The organism is Microbulbifer weihaiensis, assembly GCF_048323715.1.
Lineage (GTDB): Bacteria > Pseudomonadota > Gammaproteobacteria > Pseudomonadales > Cellvibrionaceae > Microbulbifer.
The window spans coordinates 72694-90631 of sequence record NZ_JBLWFL010000013.1 but is presented as its reverse complement, the minus strand read 5'-3'; the positions used below and the strand labels follow the sequence as shown (position 1 = coordinate 90631).

The 17938-nt window shown below is 59.4% G+C and carries 16 protein-coding genes; 10 read left to right on the top strand and 6 right to left on the bottom strand.

From position 1 onward, the window contains the following. The first annotated feature begins 81 nt into the window (after positions 1 to 81). Complete coding sequence (locus tag ACNKU7_RS14230) at positions 82 to 1098, top strand: collagenase (protein WP_418297657.1); 1017 nt, start codon at positions 82 to 84, stop codon at positions 1096 to 1098. Positions 1099 to 1161: 63 nt separating this feature from the next. On the opposite strand, the gene ACNKU7_RS14225 is transcribed toward ACNKU7_RS14230, so the two are convergent. Further along, on the bottom strand, positions 1162 to 1497 hold the full coding sequence (locus ACNKU7_RS14225) for a DUF1820 family protein (protein WP_418297656.1): 336 nt from the start codon (positions 1495 to 1497) through the stop codon (positions 1162 to 1164). Positions 1498 to 1680: 183 nt separating this feature from the next. Here ACNKU7_RS14225 and miaB point away from each other — a divergent pair, with 183 nt between their 5' ends. From miaB to ACNKU7_RS14195, 6 genes are all read left to right on the top strand, one after another. Next, complete coding sequence (gene miaB, locus ACNKU7_RS14220; protein WP_418297655.1) at positions 1681 to 3063, top strand: tRNA (N6-isopentenyl adenosine(37)-C2)-methylthiotransferase MiaB; 1383 nt, start codon at positions 1681 to 1683, stop codon at positions 3061 to 3063. A 421-nt stretch (positions 3064 to 3484) separates the two neighbouring features. Continuing rightward, positions 3485 to 4540, top strand: coding sequence for a PhoH family protein (locus ACNKU7_RS14215; RefSeq protein ID WP_418297654.1), 1056 nt, complete (start codon positions 3485 to 3487; stop codon positions 4538 to 4540). Positions 4541 to 4562: 22 nt separating this feature from the next. Further along, positions 4563 to 5135 carry an rRNA maturation RNase YbeY gene (gene ybeY, locus ACNKU7_RS14210; protein WP_418297653.1) on the top strand — a complete coding sequence of 191 codons (573 nt, stop codon included), beginning with the start codon at positions 4563 to 4565 and terminating at the stop codon, positions 5133 to 5135. A gap of 8 nt (positions 5136 to 5143) precedes the next feature. After that, a complete protein-coding gene (locus ACNKU7_RS14205) occupies positions 5144 to 6040 on the top strand; it encodes an HlyC/CorC family transporter (protein WP_418297652.1) in 897 nt (298 codons plus the stop codon). 76 nt (positions 6041 to 6116) lie between these two features. Next, on the top strand, positions 6117 to 7688 hold the full coding sequence (gene lnt / locus ACNKU7_RS14200) for an apolipoprotein N-acyltransferase (RefSeq protein WP_418297651.1): 1572 nt from the start codon (positions 6117 to 6119) through the stop codon (positions 7686 to 7688). Between the two features lie 253 nt (positions 7689 to 7941). Beyond that, positions 7942 to 8871 carry a TIGR01777 family oxidoreductase gene (locus ACNKU7_RS14195; RefSeq protein ID WP_418297650.1) on the top strand — a complete coding sequence of 310 codons (930 nt, stop codon included), beginning with the start codon at positions 7942 to 7944 and terminating at the stop codon, positions 8869 to 8871. A 58-nt stretch (positions 8872 to 8929) separates the two neighbouring features. Here the strand turns inward: ACNKU7_RS14195 and ACNKU7_RS14190 are convergent, their stop codons facing one another. The 3 genes from ACNKU7_RS14190 to ACNKU7_RS14180 all read right to left on the bottom strand — a co-directional run bounded on the left by ACNKU7_RS14190 (position 8930) and on the right by ACNKU7_RS14180 (position 10908). Beyond that, complete coding sequence (locus ACNKU7_RS14190; protein ID WP_418297649.1) at positions 8930 to 9403, bottom strand: hypothetical protein; 474 nt, start codon at positions 9401 to 9403, stop codon at positions 8930 to 8932. A gap of 138 nt (positions 9404 to 9541) precedes the next feature. Beyond that, positions 9542 to 10324, bottom strand: a complete 783-nt coding sequence (locus ACNKU7_RS14185; protein ID WP_418297648.1) for a YdcF family protein — start codon at positions 10322 to 10324, stop codon at positions 9542 to 9544. Between the two features lie 74 nt (positions 10325 to 10398). Continuing rightward, positions 10399 to 10908 (bottom strand): zinc ribbon-containing protein, encoded by a 510-nt coding sequence (locus ACNKU7_RS14180; protein ID WP_418297647.1) that lies wholly within the window; start codon positions 10906 to 10908, stop codon positions 10399 to 10401. A gap of 98 nt (positions 10909 to 11006) precedes the next feature. Here ACNKU7_RS14180 and leuS point away from each other — a divergent pair, with 98 nt between their 5' ends. The 3 genes from leuS (at position 11007) to holA (ending at position 15349) form a co-directional block, all read left to right on the top strand. Continuing rightward, positions 11007 to 13604, top strand: a complete 2598-nt coding sequence (gene leuS / locus ACNKU7_RS14175) for a leucine--tRNA ligase (RefSeq protein ID WP_418297719.1) — start codon at positions 11007 to 11009, stop codon at positions 13602 to 13604. A 195-nt stretch (positions 13605 to 13799) separates the two neighbouring features. Continuing rightward, on the top strand, positions 13800 to 14330 hold the full coding sequence (locus tag ACNKU7_RS14170) for an LPS-assembly lipoprotein LptE (protein ID WP_418297646.1): 531 nt from the start codon (positions 13800 to 13802) through the stop codon (positions 14328 to 14330). Between the two features lie 14 nt (positions 14331 to 14344). Continuing rightward, positions 14345 to 15349, top strand: coding sequence for a DNA polymerase III subunit delta (holA, locus tag ACNKU7_RS14165; protein ID WP_418297645.1), 1005 nt, complete (start codon positions 14345 to 14347; stop codon positions 15347 to 15349). 105 nt (positions 15350 to 15454) lie between these two features. On the opposite strand, the gene ACNKU7_RS14160 is transcribed toward holA, so the two are convergent. Next, the gene (locus ACNKU7_RS14160; RefSeq protein ID WP_418297644.1) at positions 15455 to 16630 is read right to left on the bottom strand and encodes a glycoside hydrolase family 18 protein; all 1176 of its coding nucleotides are present in this window, start codon (positions 16628 to 16630) and stop codon (positions 15455 to 15457) included. Between the two features lie 26 nt (positions 16631 to 16656). Then, positions 16657 to 17583 (bottom strand): Kelch repeat-containing protein, encoded by a 927-nt coding sequence (locus tag ACNKU7_RS14155; protein ID WP_418297643.1) that lies wholly within the window; start codon positions 17581 to 17583, stop codon positions 16657 to 16659. Positions 17584 to 17938 lie beyond the last annotated feature (355 nt).

Genomic DNA, 17938 nt, shown 5'->3' with positions numbered 1-17938 from the left:
CCCGAGGGGCCCTTTTTTATTGACCTTCAAAACCCTGCATTCTCATTTAAGTGATCGACCGCAAAGGGCCTGTAGAAAATCATGCGCAGTCTGCGTTTTCTTTCCTCACCATTTTTAAGTTTTTTCATTGCCGTACTCGCAGCGGCCGTTACCGGCTGTTCCGGCGGCGGTGCGCCGGGACAGCGAAGCGACACTACCCATTCGACGGTTGTTCATGGCGACGCGACCGGCGATCTCAATCAAGAGCAGATCCTGCCGATTCAGCATACCTGCAGCGAAACGCTGTTTCTCCTCGCTCAGGCGATGAGCGATGCCGAGCTGAACGATTCCTGTGCCACCCTCGCCGCGGCCGAAACGCGTTTTCACTACCGGCTACGGACCGAAAAGCGTCCGGTGGCCGAGGACTTCAACGACGAGCTGCGCGTCGTGGTCTTCAACAATTACGAACAATATTATCGGTACGCTTACGATTTTTTTGGCATCAATACTGACAACGGCGGCCTCTATATCGAGGGCAATCCCGCGGATCCCGACAACCTCGCCAGCTTTTACGCCCACGAAGCCGACTGGCTGCTCCCCGAGTTTGTCATCTGGAACCTGCAGCACGAGCACATTCACTACCTGGAGGGGCGCTTCGTTTCTTACGGGGGATTCGCGCATTTTCCGGATCACCATGTCTGGTGGGCGGAAGGCCTGGCCGAATACCTCTCCCTCGGTAACGACAACCCCGAAGTGCTCGAGATGCTGCGCGATACCAGCAGTGAATCGCAAAGCCCGGCACTCAGTGAAATTTTCGCTACGGACTACAGTGGGACGGTCGATGAGATTTACAGCTGGAGCTACCTGGCTGTGCGCTTCCTGTTCGAAAATCACTACGAGGAAGTCCTGGCGATGACGAACTCACTTAAGATCGACGATTTTGACAGGCACAAGACCCACCTGGACTCGTGGGAAGTGAACTATCAGGAAGCCTTCCAGGGCTGGCTGGTCGCACTTGCCCAGGGGGGTGCAGAGGGCGCGCCGCGCCCTGCCAGCCGCGAAGCCATGCTGCACTACCACGCCATCGCCAGGCACCAGGAGTATATGAACGGCCAATAGGCAGGCATAAAAAAGGCGGGCCTTGCTCAGGCCCGCCTCAGTGTAGGTATCGGATGTGGCGATTTATTCGCTATCGCCCCCCGGCTGGCGCATGGGGGCCGGGAAAGGGAACTTGGCCACCTTGTCGCCCTTGATATCGACGATCTTGCCGGCACCCTCTTTCTCTACCTCATCGATACGCACAATGGCGTGCATCGGAATGTAGGAGCGCTTCACCGAGGCAAACTCGTTCTTCAGTTTTTCCTCACTGGGATCCACAACCAGTTGGGCCTTCTCACCAAACACGAACTCTTCTACCTCGATGAATCCATACATCTCGCTTTGGTAGATCGCACGGGCGTAAAGCTCGAACACCTGGTTCTGGTTGTGGAAGATCACTTTGTATATAGGGTTGGCCATGTAACTCTCTGGAAAGGGTAATTCCCCTTTGGATTCTAGTGTCGACGTGGGCTGACCAAGGGTCAGGGGCCCCGAAAAAGCGCGGAAGGTTAGCACTCTCTCCGGCCTCCGTCTATGCAGCCCCCAAGTCCGCCGGTATAATGCCCCACCTTTCAAATTGACCAGTTTTTAACCAGGCGTATTATGTCTTCCGAACTGTCCGAAAAACCGGTGAAAAAGCTCTTTATCAAGACCCACGGCTGCCAGATGAATGAATATGACTCTGCGCGCATGCGGGATCTGTTGGGCGAATCTCACCAGATGGTGCCCACCGATGACCCGGAAGAGGCCGATGTACTGCTGGTGAACACTTGTTCCATCCGCGAGAAGGCACAGGAAAAACTGTTCCACCAGCTGGGCCGCTGGAAGCACCTGAAGGAAAAGAATCCGGATCTCGTGATCGGGGTTGGTGGCTGTGTAGCGAGCCAGGAAGGCGAGGCCATCGCCAAGCGCGCGCCCTACGTCGACCTGGTGTTTGGCCCCCAGACCCTGCACCGCCTGCCGGAAATGATGGAAACCAGGAAACAGCAGAACGGCGCCATTGTGGTAGACGTGTCCTTCCCGGAAATCGAGAAGTTCGACCGCCTGCCGCAACCCGAGGCCGATGGTGTAAGCGCCTTTGTTTCCATCATGGAAGGCTGTTCCAAGTACTGTACCTTCTGCGTGGTGCCCTACACCCGCGGTGAGGAAGTCAGCCGCCCGGTCGCGGATGTACTGGAAGAAGTGGCGCACCTGGCAGGCCAGGGTGTGCGCGAGGTGAACCTGCTGGGCCAGAACGTAAACGCCTACCGCGCGGAAGGTGACGATGGCCAGGTGGTCGATTTCGCCGAGCTGATTACCTATGTCGCCGCGATCGACGGCATTGACCGCATCCGCTACACCACCTCCCATCCGGTGGAATTCTCCGATGCACTGATCGATGTATACGCGGAAGTGCCGGAGCTGGTGAACCACCTTCACTTGCCGGTACAGAGCGGTTCTGACCGCATTCTGATGGCAATGAAGCGCGGCCATACCGCCCTGGAATACAAGTCTAAGATCCGCCGTCTGAAGGCAATTCGCCCGGACATCTGCCTGTCTTCTGACTTTATCGTCGGCTTCCCCGGCGAGACCGAACGCGACTTCGAAGCCACCATGAAGCTGATCCAGGATGTGGGCTTCGATATTTCCTTCAGCTTCATTTACTCCCCACGCCCGGGTACCCCGGCGGCAGACCTGCCGGACGACACCCCGGAAGAGGTGAAGAAGCAGCGCTTGCAGCTGCTGCAGCACCGCATCAACCAGCAGGCTGCGGAGATCGCCCGCCGGATGGTGGGCAATGTGGAGCGGGTTCTGGTGACCGGCGTTTCCAAGAAAGACCCGGGCCAGCTGCAGGGGCGCACTGAGAACAACCGTGTGGTCAACTTCCGCTTTGACGACATGGCGCTGATCGGCAAATTTGCTGACGTGCTCATTGAAGAGGCCCTGCCCAACTCTTTGCGCGGGACACTGGTGGCTTCTGAGCTGGATGGGTCGCTCGACTCCTGATTGCCGGCTACCCACCCGGAAATTTTGTAGCGAAGCTTTAAAAAACACCGAAGTGAAAGCTAAGGCGCTGATGCCGGGATTCGTTTCCGGGACCGTACGCGGCCATGGATGGCCGCGTCCGAGCGCACATGGATGTGCTCGTAGCGTGTCCCGGAAACGAATTCCGGCAGCAGTGCCGCCACCGGACAGCCTACGAAGCGCCCTGCGAGTCCCCTCAGGCTATCAAAATACGACCCAGCATTTCGCTTCCACACGGGAAAAAGGCCCCCATCAGCTCCCAGAAACCAAGCTGTCATACTCCCCTGTTATAAGCCCTCCAGTCATTTAGAACCCATTCGTCACACGCCCCCCTTTCCCATATGATCCAAATGGGTATAACCTACAGACTGAAACCACATATTAAAGGTGCACGGAAACCAATTTGGATACACAAGCTCTCGCTCACAGCATTACCCTTGAGCCCAACGACGCCCGCCGCCTGGCCAACCTTTGTGGCCAATTCGACCAGCACCTGCGCCAGATTGAACAGCGACTGGATATTGAAATCCGCAATCGCGGCAATCAGTTTGCCTTCTATGGTGATGCCAAATCCGCCCGCGCTGCCGGCGAGATCCTGAGCAACCTGTACAAGGAAACCGGAGCAAAAGATGGCCTGACCCCGGACGAGATTCACCTCGCGCTGCAGGCATCCGGTGTGGAAGAGCTGGTCGAGGGCACCAAGTCAGGTGATGCTGGTGATCAGGTCGTCCTGATCCGTACCAAAAAGTGCTCCGTGCGCCCGCGCGGCGAGAACCAGCGAAAGTATGTGCGCGCCGTTCAATCCAACGATATCAACTTCGGCATTGGCCCGGCGGGTACCGGTAAGACCTACCTCGCGGTCGCCTGTGCCGTAGAGGCCCTGCTGAAAGACTCCGTCGAGCGGATCCTGCTGGTGCGCCCGGCGGTGGAAGCCGGTGAAAAACTGGGCTTCCTGCCCGGTGACCTGAGCCAGAAGGTAGACCCCTACCTGCGCCCCCTCTACGATGCCCTGTACGAGATGCTCGGTTTCGAAACCGTCGGCAAACTGATTGAGCGCAATGTGATCGAGGTAGCGCCGCTCGCCTACATGCGCGGACGCACCCTGAACAATGCCTTTGTGATTCTCGATGAGAGCCAGAACACCACCCGCGAGCAGATGAAGATGTTTCTGACCCGCATCGGTTTCGGCTCCACTGCGGTGATCACCGGCGACCCCAGCCAGATCGACTTGCCTCGCGGCCAGGCGTCTGGCCTGCGGCACGCCATCGAGGTTCTGGAAAAGGTCAACGGCATCAGCTTCACCCACTTCGGATCCAAGGACGTCGTGCGCCACCCGCTGGTGCAGCGTATCGTCGAAGCCTATGACGTGCATGAGGCGGAAGTCGAAGCGGAAAAAGAAGCCCGCAAAGCCGCCGCCCTGCAAATGGCTGCCGGCACTACCGGGGAAGATGCCGCCTGACCTCGGTCGGGCGAACCGCACGATGAACCAGAATGATCCAGACCAGGTGAGCGCTGCACAGGCGTTCGACACCACGGCAGAGCCCGTTGTCGAACTGGATGTGCAGCGTGCCACTACCCTCCCAAACCTCCCGCAAGACCACGACTTGCTGCGCTGGGCCACTGCCGCTGTGGGCGAGCATCGCCAGGAAGCGGAAATTTCACTGCGGATCGTCGACGAAGACGAGAGCCAGGCACTGAACGCCCAGTACCGGGGCAAAGACAAACCCACCAATGTACTCTCGTTTCCCGCGGACATACCCCCGGAACTCGGATTGCCGCTCCTTGGTGATCTGGTGATCTGCGCACAGGTAGTCGCCCGCGAGGCGGAACAACAGCACAAAGCACTCCCTGCACACTGGGCACATATGGTTGTCCATGGCACACTGCACCTTTTGGGTTACGACCATATCGAGGACGATGAAGCCGAGATTATGGAAAATCTTGAAACCCGCATCATGGCGCGCATGGGATTCAGTGATCCCTACGCAATAATTGAGGAATCTGCGGACGCAGACCTGGATTCCCCCAAGCTTACAGATGGAACCGACGAGTAACGCGGAGTATGGCCACATCCATGACCACCGACGAACCCCCAAGTAGCTCCTCCTCCAACCGCCCGCGATCGGGTGAAAAGAATTGGTTGGACAAGTTACTGGGCGCATTTTCCTCAGAGCCCAAGTCCCGAGATGAGCTACTGAGCATCATCAAGGACGCAGCCGAAAACAAGGTCGTAGACCCTGAAGCCCTGTCCATCATCGAGGGTGCGCTGGATGTTTCCAGCCAGCAGGTGCGGGAGATCATGATCCCGCGCTCGCAGATGGTGGTGGTCAGCATCGAAGACGCCCCCAAAGAGTTTCTGCCCAAGGTCATCGAATCCGGCCACTCCCGCTTCCCGGTAGTGGGCGAGAGCATCGACGATATCAGGGGCATCCTGCTCGCTAAAGATCTCCTGCCGCTGGTGCTCAAAGGTGTGGATGAGTTCCGCCTCGAGGACATCATCCGCCCGGCCAATATCATTCCCGAGAGCAAGCGTCTGAATATCCTGCTGCGGGAGTTTCGCGAGAACCGCTACCACATGGCGGTGGTGATCGACGAATACGGCGGTGTGTCCGGCGTTGTCACCATCGAAGATATTCTCGAGGAGATCGTCGGCGATATCGAAGACGAGACCGATGAGGAAGAGGCGGATAGCTTCATTCGCAAAGTGAGTGACAATGACTTTGTGGTAAAGGCGCTCACCCCCATCGAAGATTTCAACGAGTACTTTGAGTGCGAATTCAGCGATGAGGAATTCGACACAGTGGGCGGGCTCATCATGCAGTCTTTTGGCCACTTGCCGGGACGTGACGAGATCACCCGCTTGGGCGAATTCAAGTTCCGGGTACTCTATGCCGACAATCGCCAGATCCACCTGCTGCGGGTAAGCAGGCTGGACAGGCCCGCGGAAGAAGACGGCTAACGAACCCCGCTAGCGCCAGCTGTACGATCAGCTGGCGCACTTATATTCACATCGCTATCGGCCAGTTTGATTTCCCATGCGCAAATATATCGCTCCCCTTTTGGCCCCACTCACTGCACTCACCGCCGGGAGCCTGCTTACGCTCTCACTGGCGCCTTACAACTACTGGTGGTGCGGCCTGATTTCCCTGGCCGTGTTCGCCGGACTTCTCGCCCCTGGCCCGCAGGCGACACCGCTCAGTGCATGGCGTGGACTACGCCTCGGGTTTTATTACGGGTTCGGCCTTTTCGTCACTGGCGGCTCCTGGGTGTATGTCTCGATTACCGATTTCGGTGGCTCATCGGCACTGCTCGGGGTATTCCTGACCGGCGCATTTGTGACAATTTTGGCGGTAATGTTCGCGGTGCCCTTTGCCCTTATCGGCAGGATGCGGGGAAGCCCCACGAGCTTTGCGCTCGCCTTCGCCGGCCTGTGGTTCATGAGTGAATGGATCCGCACCTGGGCCTTCACAGGCTTCCCCTGGCTATTCGCCGGTTACGGACACCTGAACACCTGGCTCGCAGGCTGGGCACCGGTGGTTAGCGTATACGGCATCGGCCTGCTGCTGGCCTTCAGCGCTGCAGTCACTGCCCTCGCGGCGCGAGGGGCACTGACACCGATAAAGGCACCCGGCAGTATCGCGCTGATTGCCGCTGCGCTGGCAGTCTGGCCAGTGGGCCTGGCGCTGCAGGGGGTTAGCTGGACCCACGAAGAGGAAACCGAAACCACCTTCGGACTGGTGCAGGCCAACATCCCGCAGGACAAAAAGTGGTTGCCGGAGTTTCGCGGCGAAACCATCCGCCGCTATCAGAGCGCTACCGAAGCGCTGCGCGAAAAAGGGGTCGATGTTGTGATCTGGCCGGAGGCTGCGCTGCCGCTGCTCTATCACCATGCCCCCAATCTGATGGAAGCACTGCAGCGCAACGCGGAGCAAGGCGGCGGCGACCTGATTACCGGCATCCTCTACGACACTGAAAAAGACCAGCGGCGCGTGGTGCACAATTCCGCGATCGTATTCGGCAGCCAGCCACAGCTTTACCACAAGCGACATCTGGTTCCATTTGGCGAGTACGTGCCGCTGGAAGACTGGATTCGCGGAACGATCGAGTTCTTCAATTTGCCCACCTCGTTCATCCGTCCCGGCCCGGATGACCAGGCACCGCTCAGCGCAGGCAACCTGACCTGGGCGCCATTGATCTGCTATGAAATTGTGTATCCACAACTGGTCGCCGACAGCGCCGGCAACGCCGAGGTGCTCCTGACCCTCAGCAACGATGCCTGGTTTGGCAAGTCGATCGGCCCCTTGCAGCACATGCAGATGGCCCAGATGCGCGCGCTGGAGACCCAGCGCTACCTGGTGCGGGCAACCAATACCGGGGTTACCGCGTTGGTCAATCCGCGGGGACAAATCGTCAGCACATTGCCGCAATTCGAACAGGCAACCCTGATCGGCAAGGTAAGCGCGCGCACGGGCAGTACCCCTTACATGATTTACGGTACCTGGGGCATTGTCGTGATCGCTACCCTGTTGCTGCTTGCCGCGTGGTATGCGCCGCGAATCCCGGCCGCCAGCCGCAACACCGCCTATGCCAGCGAACTGACCGACTGACATCACTTATTCGCGCGGCAATGGACGCCGCGCTTGCGCCTGCTTACACCCGGGCTGCCCTGAATCCCGTGACTCCCTCCAGCAGTGCCGCCCACGACTGCTATCATGCACAGATATTCACCCGGCAGACCGGTGAAGACACATTCGCCGATCATCACAACTCGCCGCGGTCCCGCAGAACCATCGAATAGCGTTCTGCGAACACATGTTATTCCTGCACATCAAATCAATGTGCGGCACGGACGCCTGATTTATGCATTGTTTAATTACTGGCGGCACGGGATTGATTGGCCAGCGGTTTTGCGCCCAGTGGCTGGCACGTGGCAATTCCCTGACGGTATTGAGCCGCAATCCTGACACTGTGCGCCGTCTCTGCGGAGAATCCGCCAGGGGAGTAAGCGACCTGTTTCAGGTCGAGGATCCCGTGGACATCGTGGTCAATCTCGCCGGGGAAACCATCTCCCGGCGCTGGAGCAACAGCCGCAAGGAAGAGATTCGCCGTTCCCGCCTCGATACCACTGCCCATCTGGCCAACTGGATATTGACCCTGCCTCAGCGCCCCCGTTATGTGCTCTCCGGCTCCGCCGTAGGCTATTACGGCAATCGCGGTGGCGACCTGCTCAAGGAGACCAGTGGCCCGGGCGGCGGCTTTGCCGCGGAGCTCTGTCGCGACTGGGAGGCCGCTACCCTGCCCCTGCAGCAGGCCGGCATCTGTGTTGGCATCATGCGCACCGCCGTGGTGCTCTCGACCCGTGGCGGCGCACTCGCGCAGATGCTGCCGGCATTCCGCCTCGGATTCGGCGGCCCTATGGGCACCGGAGAACACTGGTTCAGCTGGATCCATGAAGATGACATTGTCGGCCTGATGCTGCACGCGATCGATCGCAACATCTGCCAGCCGTTTAACGCCTGCGCCCCAGAGGCGGTGACCAACAACAGTTTTTCCCGCCTGCTGTGCCGCCAGCTGCACCGCCCGTGCCTGATGCGCACCCCGGCCTGGATGCTGAAACTGATGTTTGGCGAGATGGCTGACGAACTGCTGCTGGCGAGCCAGCGAATGGAGCCGCGCACAGCGCTCGACAGCGGCTACAGCTTCCAGTACCCCACATTGGAAAAGGCCCTGGCGGATCTACTGAAACCCGGCGCCAACAACAGTGCGAGCGCGCACAACAGAGTCCGTTGAGTCCCAGAATATGAAAAGCCCGCACGAGGCGGGCTTTAGCGATTGAACGAGGGCCAGATCAGGCCGCTGCAGATTTTCGTGCCAGAACCTCTTCCAGGTATCCGCGTGCTGATTCCGATGTCACGGGTTCCGCCCGGCACTCCATCGGCGCAGAGCCAACCCACTGGGCGTGCCAGCGATACCAGCTATGCTCCGCAGTTTCGTTACCGGCGCCTTCAAATCGCAGCTCGACAAAGTCTGTCTGCGCCGGATCCAGCTTGAACTCACGTACGATCTGCCCGACAAATGTCGCGAAATTCTTGGTGAACTGAGCCCCGATTGCATTACCTGCCGAAAGCAGCACCAGCTGGCGCTGGCCGCGCCGGGTCAGCTTGAAGCCTATCCATACCGGGCGGTTCAACCGGTTATGCAGCTGGATAGGAGAGAGAGATTCTGGAAAATCCGTCATCGTCATTACCTCTTTTATTGTTTTGTTGTTATTCCAGTAATGATCCAGCTTGTCGCCGCTGGTCTCATCCCGGTTGCGAATCAAGTCCGCAAACTTCAGCAGTTGCCCTCACCTGTAACCCCGCTGCAGCATTGCACAGTCGACAGTTTCAGCGAGAAAGGGCGCACATACTAGGTTTGTGATCTCCATTGAGCAAGCTCAGTACTGACTGCCGTAATGCGGTCAGCAGTTGCGCTTTTCCGGCAGCGGGTGCCAGCGGTACCAGAAGTCACCGAGTAGCTCCCGCCAGTACACCTGGGTTCTGAGCAAAGCTCCGGCACTCGGCAACCAACGCAAAACCCCGCTCTGGCTCCGGGGGAGCAATTCCCCGGGAGATCCGACCGGCATCGGCCGCACCTGTATCCCTGCTCGGGCAAAAACCTCCGCAGCCCGGGGCATATGCCACCAATGAGTGACCAGGATCACGCTTTCGACCCCGGAGTCGTGCAAAAGTGCCGCCGAGTTAGCCGCATTTTCCGCCGTAGTCCGGCTGCAATTCTCGCGCCAAGTTACCGGCCTCGAGAACAATTTCTCCAGAACATCAGCCATCAAGCCGGCTTCAGACGCCTTCTCATCTTTGTACACCCGCCCACCAGAGACCAGGATCGGCAACTCTTTGGGTGCATTGGTAACAGCCCAGGTCACACGATCAAGGCTTGTGAGCGATAAACGCTCAGCTCCCGTATCCGCATCCCGGTAGCGCCCGCCACCGAGAATTACCACGGCCGTTGGCTCAACAGACGGCGCAGTGGGGGTCTGGGCCAGCAGCTGCCGCCCCAGCCAATCGGAAAAGGCCGGGGTCGCACATACCCACAGCGTGAGGCCACACAGAATAGCCAGCGGCAATGACAGTTTCGCGACCAGCGACGAGGCCGGGAAAAACCACAACGCCAAAGCCACCAGTAATCCTACCAGCGGTGCAAATGGTGGCATCAGCAGGGTGCTCAGTGCAGTTTGCAGTTCCATAGTTCCCTGATCGTTTTCATTATCTTTTTGCTTGATGACGTATAACGGATTGAAACCCGCAGGTGCGAAGTGATTCAGGTGTCGTGCAGGCCGCCGGTGATCTGGCGAAAGCATCCGTAGCCACACCGGTGACAGGGGGTGATCTGGCTGTTGGCCGGAGGCAGGGCCCGGTAACCACAGCCGAGGCACTGCAGCTCTTCGCCTTCGCCGACCATTTCCCCGGCCAGAGCCCAGGGTTCGCCGCGCTTGATACAGCGCATCAGGTTTGGCCAGGCGGTTTTGGTCGGGTCGGCGGCATCCAGCAACCAGTCGCCCGCGCGCTCTTCCAGCGTCTGCAATTCACCGCCGAGGCCGCGCAGGTAGTCCGCCGCCCGATGCAGGTCGTCTTTAAGCCATGCGCGCAGGAAAGCCGCTTTGCTGGCGGTCAGCTCTTCAACCGCCAGTTCGCCCTCCACCAGTTTTTCCAGGTCGTGACGGAGCTCCGAGGACAGATCCCCCTCCTCCACGGGCAGATCCGGACTCTCAGGTGTCCCATTCCTCTTCCCCGCGTCCTCTTTCCCTGTGCCTTTAGGTTCCTTACTCACCCCATCCCTCCTATAATTCGCCGTTTTCCGGCCAATCTTGGCATTTTCTGGCCGGGCTACCCGATAGATCCGAATCAATGAGTATAGGTTCCCAACAGATGGAAGAGCAGTACAACCCCTCCGCAGTCGAAGCCGCCGCCCAGCAGCACTGGGAGACTGAGAAAAGCTTCGAGGTTAAGGAAGACCCCAGCAAGGACAAGTTCTACTGCCTGTCGATGTTCCCCTACCCCAGCGGCAAGCTGCATATGGGACACGTGCGCAACTACACCATCACCGATGTGATCTCCCGCTACCAGCGCATGCAGGGCAAGAACGTCCTGCACCCGATGGGCTGGGACGCCTTCGGCCTGCCGGCGGAAAACGCCGCGATTCAGAACAAGACCGCACCGGCCAAGTGGACCTACTCCAACATCGACTACATGAAAGGCCAGCTGAAAGCCCTCGGCTTTGGCTTTGACTGGTCCCGCGAGCTGGCCACCTGCCAGCCGTCCTACTACCGCTGGGAGCAGTGGTTCTTCACCCGCCTGTACAAGAAAGGCCTGGTGTACAAGAAAAACTCTGCGGTGAACTGGTGCCCCCACGACGCCACCGTACTGGCCAACGAGCAGGTGGAAGACGGCTGCTGCTGGCGCTGCGGCACCACTGTTGAGCGCCGCGAGCTGGCCCAGTGGTTCATCAAGATCACCGACTACGCCGAAGAGCTGCTGCAGGATCTGGACAAGCTGCCAGACTGGCCGGAACAGGTGCGCACCATGCAGCGCAACTGGATCGGCAAGAGCAAGGGCGTAGAGCTCGCATTCGCACTGCCGAAAACCATTGCCGGCGTCGACCACTTCGACGTCTACACCACCCGTCCGGACACCCTGATGGGCGTGACCTATGTGTCCCTGGCATCCGAGCACCCGATTGCCCTGGAACTGGCCGAAAGCAACCCGGAACTGAAAGCCTTCATCGCCGAGTGCAAGAAGCAATCCATGTCCGAGGCCGATATGGCCACCATGGACAAGAAAGGCATGGACACGGGCCTCAAGGCCATCCACCCGCTCACCGGCGAAGAAGTACCGGTGTGGGTCGCCAACTACGTGCTGATGGATTACGGCAGCGGCGCCGTAATGGCAGTGCCCGCCCACGACCAGCGCGACTGGGAATTTGCCAAAAAGTACGACCTGCCGATCAAACAGGTGGTCGCGTCCGCAAGTGGAGAAGCCGTCAATCTGGAGAAAGAAGCCTTTACCGACAAAGGTATTCTGGTGAACTCCGGCGGCTTTGACGGACTCGACTTCGATGCCGCATTCAACGCCATCGCCGATGGACTTGAGGCTGCCGGCAAGGGCCGCGTTACCACCAATTTCCGCCTGCGCGACTGGGGTGTATCCCGCCAGCGCTACTGGGGAGCACCGATCCCCATGTTCAACCTGGCCGACGGTACCGAGATCCCGGTACCGGCCGAAAAACTGCCGATCTTGCTGCCGGAAGACGTGGAGCTGGACGGCGTTACCTCTCCGATCAAGGCCGACCCGGAGTGGCGCAAAGACGAGTACAACGGTGAAGCGGTCGAGCGCGAAACCGACACCTTCGACACCTTCATGGAGTCCAGCTGGTACTACGCCCGCTACACCTGCCCCGATTTCGAAGAGGGCATGCTGGATCCGGATCGCGCCAACTACTGGCTGCCCGTTGACCAGTACGTGGGCGGTATCGAACACGCCATCCTGCACCTGCTGTACGCACGCTTCTTCCACAAGCTGATGCGCGACGAGGGCCTGGTGAACAGCGACGAGCCGTTCAAGCGCCTGCTGTGCCAAGGCATGGTGCTGGCGGAGTCCTTCTACAAAGAAGTGGACGGCCACAAAGTGTGGATCGCGCCGACCGCCGTGGACGTCGAACGCGACGAAAAAGGCAAGCCGATCAAGGCCGTCGAGCGCGCCACCGGTGAAGAAGTGGTTGCCGGCGGCGTGGTGAAAATGTCCAAGTCCAAGAACAATGGCATCGACCCGCACGCTGCCGTCCAGGAATACGGTGCCGACACCGTGCGTCTGTTCACCATGTTCGCTGCGCCCCCCGAGCAGACCCTCGAGTGGCACGACTCCGGCGTCGAAGGTGCCAGCCGCTTCCTGCGCAAGCTGTGGAAAACGGTCCACAGCCACATCGAAGCCGGCGACGGCAGTGCGGCCATCGACACCTCGGCCCTCAGCGAGAAACAGGAACAGCTGCGCCGCAAGACCCATGAAACCATCCAGAAAGTCAGCGACGACTACGGCCGCCGCCAGACCTTCAACACCGCCGTGGCCGCGGTCATGGAACTGCTCAACGAAGTCGGCAAGATTGCCGAGCGCGACAGCGCCAACGGCCTCGCAGTAGAGCGTGAAGCCCTGCAGGCTGCGGTCATGCTGCTGGCCCCGGTTACTCCCCACATCTGCCACGAACTGTGGAAAGCGCTGGGCAACAGTGGCGAACTGGTCGATGCCCAGTGGCCGCAAGTGGACGAAAAAGCCCTGGTGCGCTCCAGCATCACTCTGGTGGTACAGGTAAACGGCAAGCTGCGTGCGAAGCTGGAAGTACCTGCGGATGCCGACAAAGCATCACTGGAGAAAATGGCTCTGGCGGACGAGAACGTCCTGAAATTTACCGAAGGCAAAACAGTCCGCAAGGTAATCGTTGTACCGGGCAAGCTCGTTAACATCGTCGCCAACTAAAAGCGCAACGTCCTTACCAGGCACATAAGGCCAACGCGAAGGCTGGGTGCCGGGTAAGGGTTTTTGAAAGCGTCAGCGACAGGGACGTCGCTGACGCAGCGTACATGGATGTATTCACAGCGGTTTCAAAAACCCTTACCCGGCGCCTGGCCGCCACGCACCTGCAAAAGAACATACATAAAGCTCCGGGACTTCATGAAAAATATAACGCTCCGCACACTGATCCTGACCCTGGCCGTAATTACCACAGCCTGCGGCTGGCACCTCCGCGGCGCGCCGAAAAACTTTCCTCCGGGGAGCACTCTCTACATCACCACGGAAGATCCCCACAGTGATATCGCTGAAAGTATTTCCCGTTTGCTGCAGACCAGCGGCCTGCCGCTCGCAGAGGAGCCTGCACAAGCCGACTTCCTGCTAACAATCCACCGCGAAATCGAAAAGAAGCGCACCGTATCGGTGGATGCCAAAGGTCGCGCTTCCGAGTACGAACTGACCACCAGCGCCGAATACAGTGTGCGCGACAGCAGTGGCCGCCAGCTGCTCACGGAGGCCCGTGCAGACGTCTATCGCACGCTCGAGTGGAACGACGGCGAAGTCGTCAGCAAGGGCGAAGAAGAGCGGATTTTGCGCGAGGAAATGCGCCGCGAACTGATCAGCCGCATCATCGATCGCCTGCGCCGTATTGAGGTGCGCACACCGATCACAGACAGTCCGTCAGCGCCATAAGGAAACAGCGCCCTATGGCACGCATCAATCCCCGGCAACTTGCCCAGAGCCTGCAACGCGACCTCGCGCCCATCTACGTCATCACCGGTGATGAGCCACTGCTGGTACAGGAATGCTGCGACGCGATCCGCGACGCAGCACGCAAACGCGGATTTAACGAACGCGAGCTACTGCACGGCGAAAACAATTTCGACTGGGGCCAGCTGCTTTCTGCGGCCGGCAGCCTGTCGCTGTTCGCCGACAAAAAGCTGATCGAATTGCGCCTGCCGGGTGGCAAACCTGGAGATAAAGGCAGCAAAGCCCTGCAGGAGTTTGCGCTCACCGCCGGCGAAGACACCCTGTTGATGCTGGTACTGCCGAAGCTCGATCGCTCACAGCTGAACAGCAAATGGATCAAGACCCTGGAGGCCAACGGCGTACTGATCCAGATCTGGCCAGTGGACGCCAGCGAAATGCCCCGCTGGATTCACCAGCGCCTGCGTGCCGCAGGCCTCGACGCAGAACCGGAGGCCATCCAGATCCTCGCAGAGCGGGTCGAAGGCAACCTGCTCGCCGCCAGCCAGGAAATCGAAAAACTGAAACTGCTGGCGCAGGACTCCGTCATCACGGCAGAGACCATGAACAACGCCGTCGCCAGCTCCGCCCGCTACGACGTGTTTGGACTCATCGACAAAGCCCTGGCCGCTGATGCCGCCGGCGCCGTCAAAACCCTGCAGGGACTGCGCGCCGAAGGTGTCGAGGCGCCGGTAGTGCTGTGGGCCATCGCCCGGGAGTTACGCTCTTTGCTGGAAACCCAGCAAAAACTCGACGAAGGCCAGCCGATCAACCGCCTGGTACGCATTCAGAAGCGCCAGCCGCTGGTGCAGGCAGCCTGCCAGCGACTGCGACCACGCCAGCTGGAGAGCCTGTTGCTGCGCGCCCGCGCCGTGGATAACGCCATCAAAGGCGGCCGCGAAATGGATCCCTGGGCGGGCCTGCTGGAGCTGACGCTCAACCTGTCCGGCAAGCGCAGTATCTGATCCGCAGTGCGATCAAGCTAAATAATGCGCGTTTAAACCGTGTCCGCTGCGGTGTCGCTCCCGGGCGCGACACCTTCACCAGCCACTCAATTCACTGAATCGCCATTAGCGGGACTTTTCCTGGTAAATGGCATTTACCAGATCACCGTCATCGCTATCCCCGGGCAGTTCCCAGAACATGATGCCGCCGAGTTGCCGCTCTTTTGCATAGCGAGTCTTCAGTGCAACCGAGCGCGGGGTGTCAAAGGTAGCGTAGCGCTGCTCCTCAGCGTTATAGGCAAAAGCGGCCTGCGCCTCCTCGTCCCAGGACACCTGATACCCGAGCTCGCTGGTATACCCCTGCTGCAGCTCCGAATACGTCAACCCGGCCACATGGGTACCACTCTGGTAGCGACCGGCTTTTTCCGCCGCCACCCCTTCCCACACCCGGGAATAGAACGCCGCACCAATCACGATTTTCTGCGCAGGCACGCCCGCGTCCAGCAGAAATCGCACCGCATTGTCAGTGGACTGCTTTTGCGACGCCGTTGAGTAAATCGGGGTGTGGTGCCCGGTGACCGTACTGAAGCCGTTGACCAGGTCGTAACTCATCAGGTTGATGCTGTTGATCAGGGGAGTAATCGCCTGCCAGTCGAGGGATTTCTGCAGGAACTCGTCAAAGCCACCGGCAGCCACACTCAACAGGTAATTCTCCCCCAGTGTTTCGCGCAGTGTTTTTACCAGAGCGGTAAAGTGTTCACGATCCTCCGGTTGGTAAGGGTGCCCCGGATGCCCCTCGATCGCCGGGTACTCCCAGTCCAGGTCAATGCCATCGCCACCGATGTTTGCCAGCGTATCGCGTACCGAACGCGCAAACGCCACACGGTTCGAGTCAGAGGAAAAGACCTCGGAGCAGGTTTCGCAACCTCCCCAGCCACCCAGCGCAAGCAACACTTTGAGATGTGGATACTGCTCTTTCAGCGCCAACAGGCGAGTGTAGGCGTCTTTCCCCGCTGTTGCCGTCTCACTGTCACTGCCCCCGCTTTTGCCAAAGGAGAGATGATTCCCGTCCAGATACACGAAGCTGTAGATGACATGGGTAAGTTTGCTGAAATCGTAACGGGCCAGGTCTTTCCCGTCTCCGGTGTAGTAGCCAATGACCGCAAGCTCTGACGGGCTGATCGGCGCGGCAATCGAATGACTTTGCGGTGCTTTAACGGTTTCATTCCCCGCTGTGCCTGTATCACAACCCATCAGGGACAACACCAGCCCCAGTAACCAACCTGTTCGAACCAAATGCATTTTTTTCTCCAACAACAATATCCACTTCACACCGACAAAATATCGACGCGATCCTGTGTTCTATCGATCCCCGCGCCCAGGGCGCCGCCCAGCAGATAAATTGCGTCCGCCATGGCCACGGCCCCCATACCGTGACGGCCGGAGGGCATATCGCCAGCAAGTCGCCAGTGATCCGATTGCGGGTTGTAACACCACACTTCCCGATAGGTAATCCAGCGCTCACTTTCCGTATTGCGTTCTACCCAGGCTTCGCCACCAAACACATAGATTTCGCCACTCAGTACGGCCGCCGCTGTGCCCGCCGTGGCCACAGGCAACGGGCGCACTGACACCCAGCGGTTGGCGACGGGGTCATACCGATCCACGCTTGTCTGGTTTTCATGCTCGCGCGCAAACAACCGCCCGCCTATAACGTAAATCTGGCCGTCAATCACTGCACTGGCTGCTGAGTTACGCCCCTTCGGCAAGGGCGCGGCCTCCTCCCAGTGGCCAGCGGTCAAGCGCCAGTGGCGGCCGGTATCACCTTCCGGCGTGCGGCCGCCGATCACATGTATGCGATTGCCGCTGCAGGTGTAGCAGGACTCTGCCTGCGGGGCGGGTAAAGCGGGCCCGGTTTGCCAGTGCGAATCACCGGCGCGCCAGCGAAACACCGCGTCCGAAAACTGCCACGGGTCTTGCCGGTCGGCGGCGAACCCACCGATGCCATAGAGGTACTCGCTATCGGCAACCAACCCAAGGTGATGACGCGCGGCAGGTAACTGCGGAATGGGTACCCAGGTATTCCGTCCGTTTTCAAAACGCAACACCTGGCGCATGGGTGCGAGCGTGCCCATAGCCGCCCGCTCCGGCGCGGCCTGGCCAAGACCGCCTCCCACATAGATTTCTCCCCGATAAAGTGTCGGGTAGATTTCCTGCATGGCGCGCGGTAAGGGGATGCCGCTGCGCCACTGCAAAGCGCCTCCCTTCCGCGCACCGCCCTCTTCCGCTTTGCTACCAGACGCAGCCAGAAGCAGGCCGCCTGCGACACCCGTTATAAATTGCCTCCGATACACGCCACCTCCTTTGTGTCCCTGTGGGTACCGTTTTCGATCCTGAGCAGACCATGATACTGACCGGTCACCTTTTGTGACAACGCTGTCACCGCCAGGTTCAGACCACACCTGGATATTTTCGGAGAGCCAATCAGGTTTTTTGGGCGCCGCGGCAAAGGGAGGCGGCACAAAAAGGCAAGTCACCGCAAAGACAAAGGCACTAGGATTAACCTCAGGCTCCATCGACAGCCGTAAGATATCGCGAGTACCCCCTGCA

Coding starts and splice junctions, on each gene's coding strand:
- ACNKU7_RS14185 (WP_418297648.1), bottom strand. CDS start 10,324: ATGGAACTGCAAACTGCACTGAGCACCCTGCTGATGCCACCATTTGCA.
- ACNKU7_RS14230 (WP_418297657.1), top strand. CDS start 82: ATGCGCAGTCTGCGTTTTCTTTCCTCACCATTTTTAAGTTTTTTCATT.
- ACNKU7_RS14170 (WP_418297646.1), top strand. CDS start 13,800: ATGAAAAATATAACGCTCCGCACACTGATCCTGACCCTGGCCGTAATT.
- lnt (WP_418297651.1), top strand. CDS start 6,117: ATGCGCAAATATATCGCTCCCCTTTTGGCCCCACTCACTGCACTCACC.
- holA (WP_418297645.1), top strand. CDS start 14,345: ATGGCACGCATCAATCCCCGGCAACTTGCCCAGAGCCTGCAACGCGAC.
- leuS (WP_418297719.1), top strand. CDS start 11,007: ATGGAAGAGCAGTACAACCCCTCCGCAGTCGAAGCCGCCGCCCAGCAG.
- miaB (WP_418297655.1), top strand. CDS start 1,681: ATGTCTTCCGAACTGTCCGAAAAACCGGTGAAAAAGCTCTTTATCAAG.
- ACNKU7_RS14195 (WP_418297650.1), top strand. CDS start 7,942: ATGCATTGTTTAATTACTGGCGGCACGGGATTGATTGGCCAGCGGTTT.
- ybeY (WP_418297653.1), top strand. CDS start 4,563: ATGAACCAGAATGATCCAGACCAGGTGAGCGCTGCACAGGCGTTCGAC.
- ACNKU7_RS14225 (WP_418297656.1), bottom strand. CDS start 1,497: ATGGCCAACCCTATATACAAAGTGATCTTCCACAACCAGAACCAGGTG.
- ACNKU7_RS14205 (WP_418297652.1), top strand. CDS start 5,144: ATGGCCACATCCATGACCACCGACGAACCCCCAAGTAGCTCCTCCTCC.
- ACNKU7_RS14160 (WP_418297644.1), bottom strand. CDS start 16,630: ATGCATTTGGTTCGAACAGGTTGGTTACTGGGGCTGGTGTTGTCCCTG.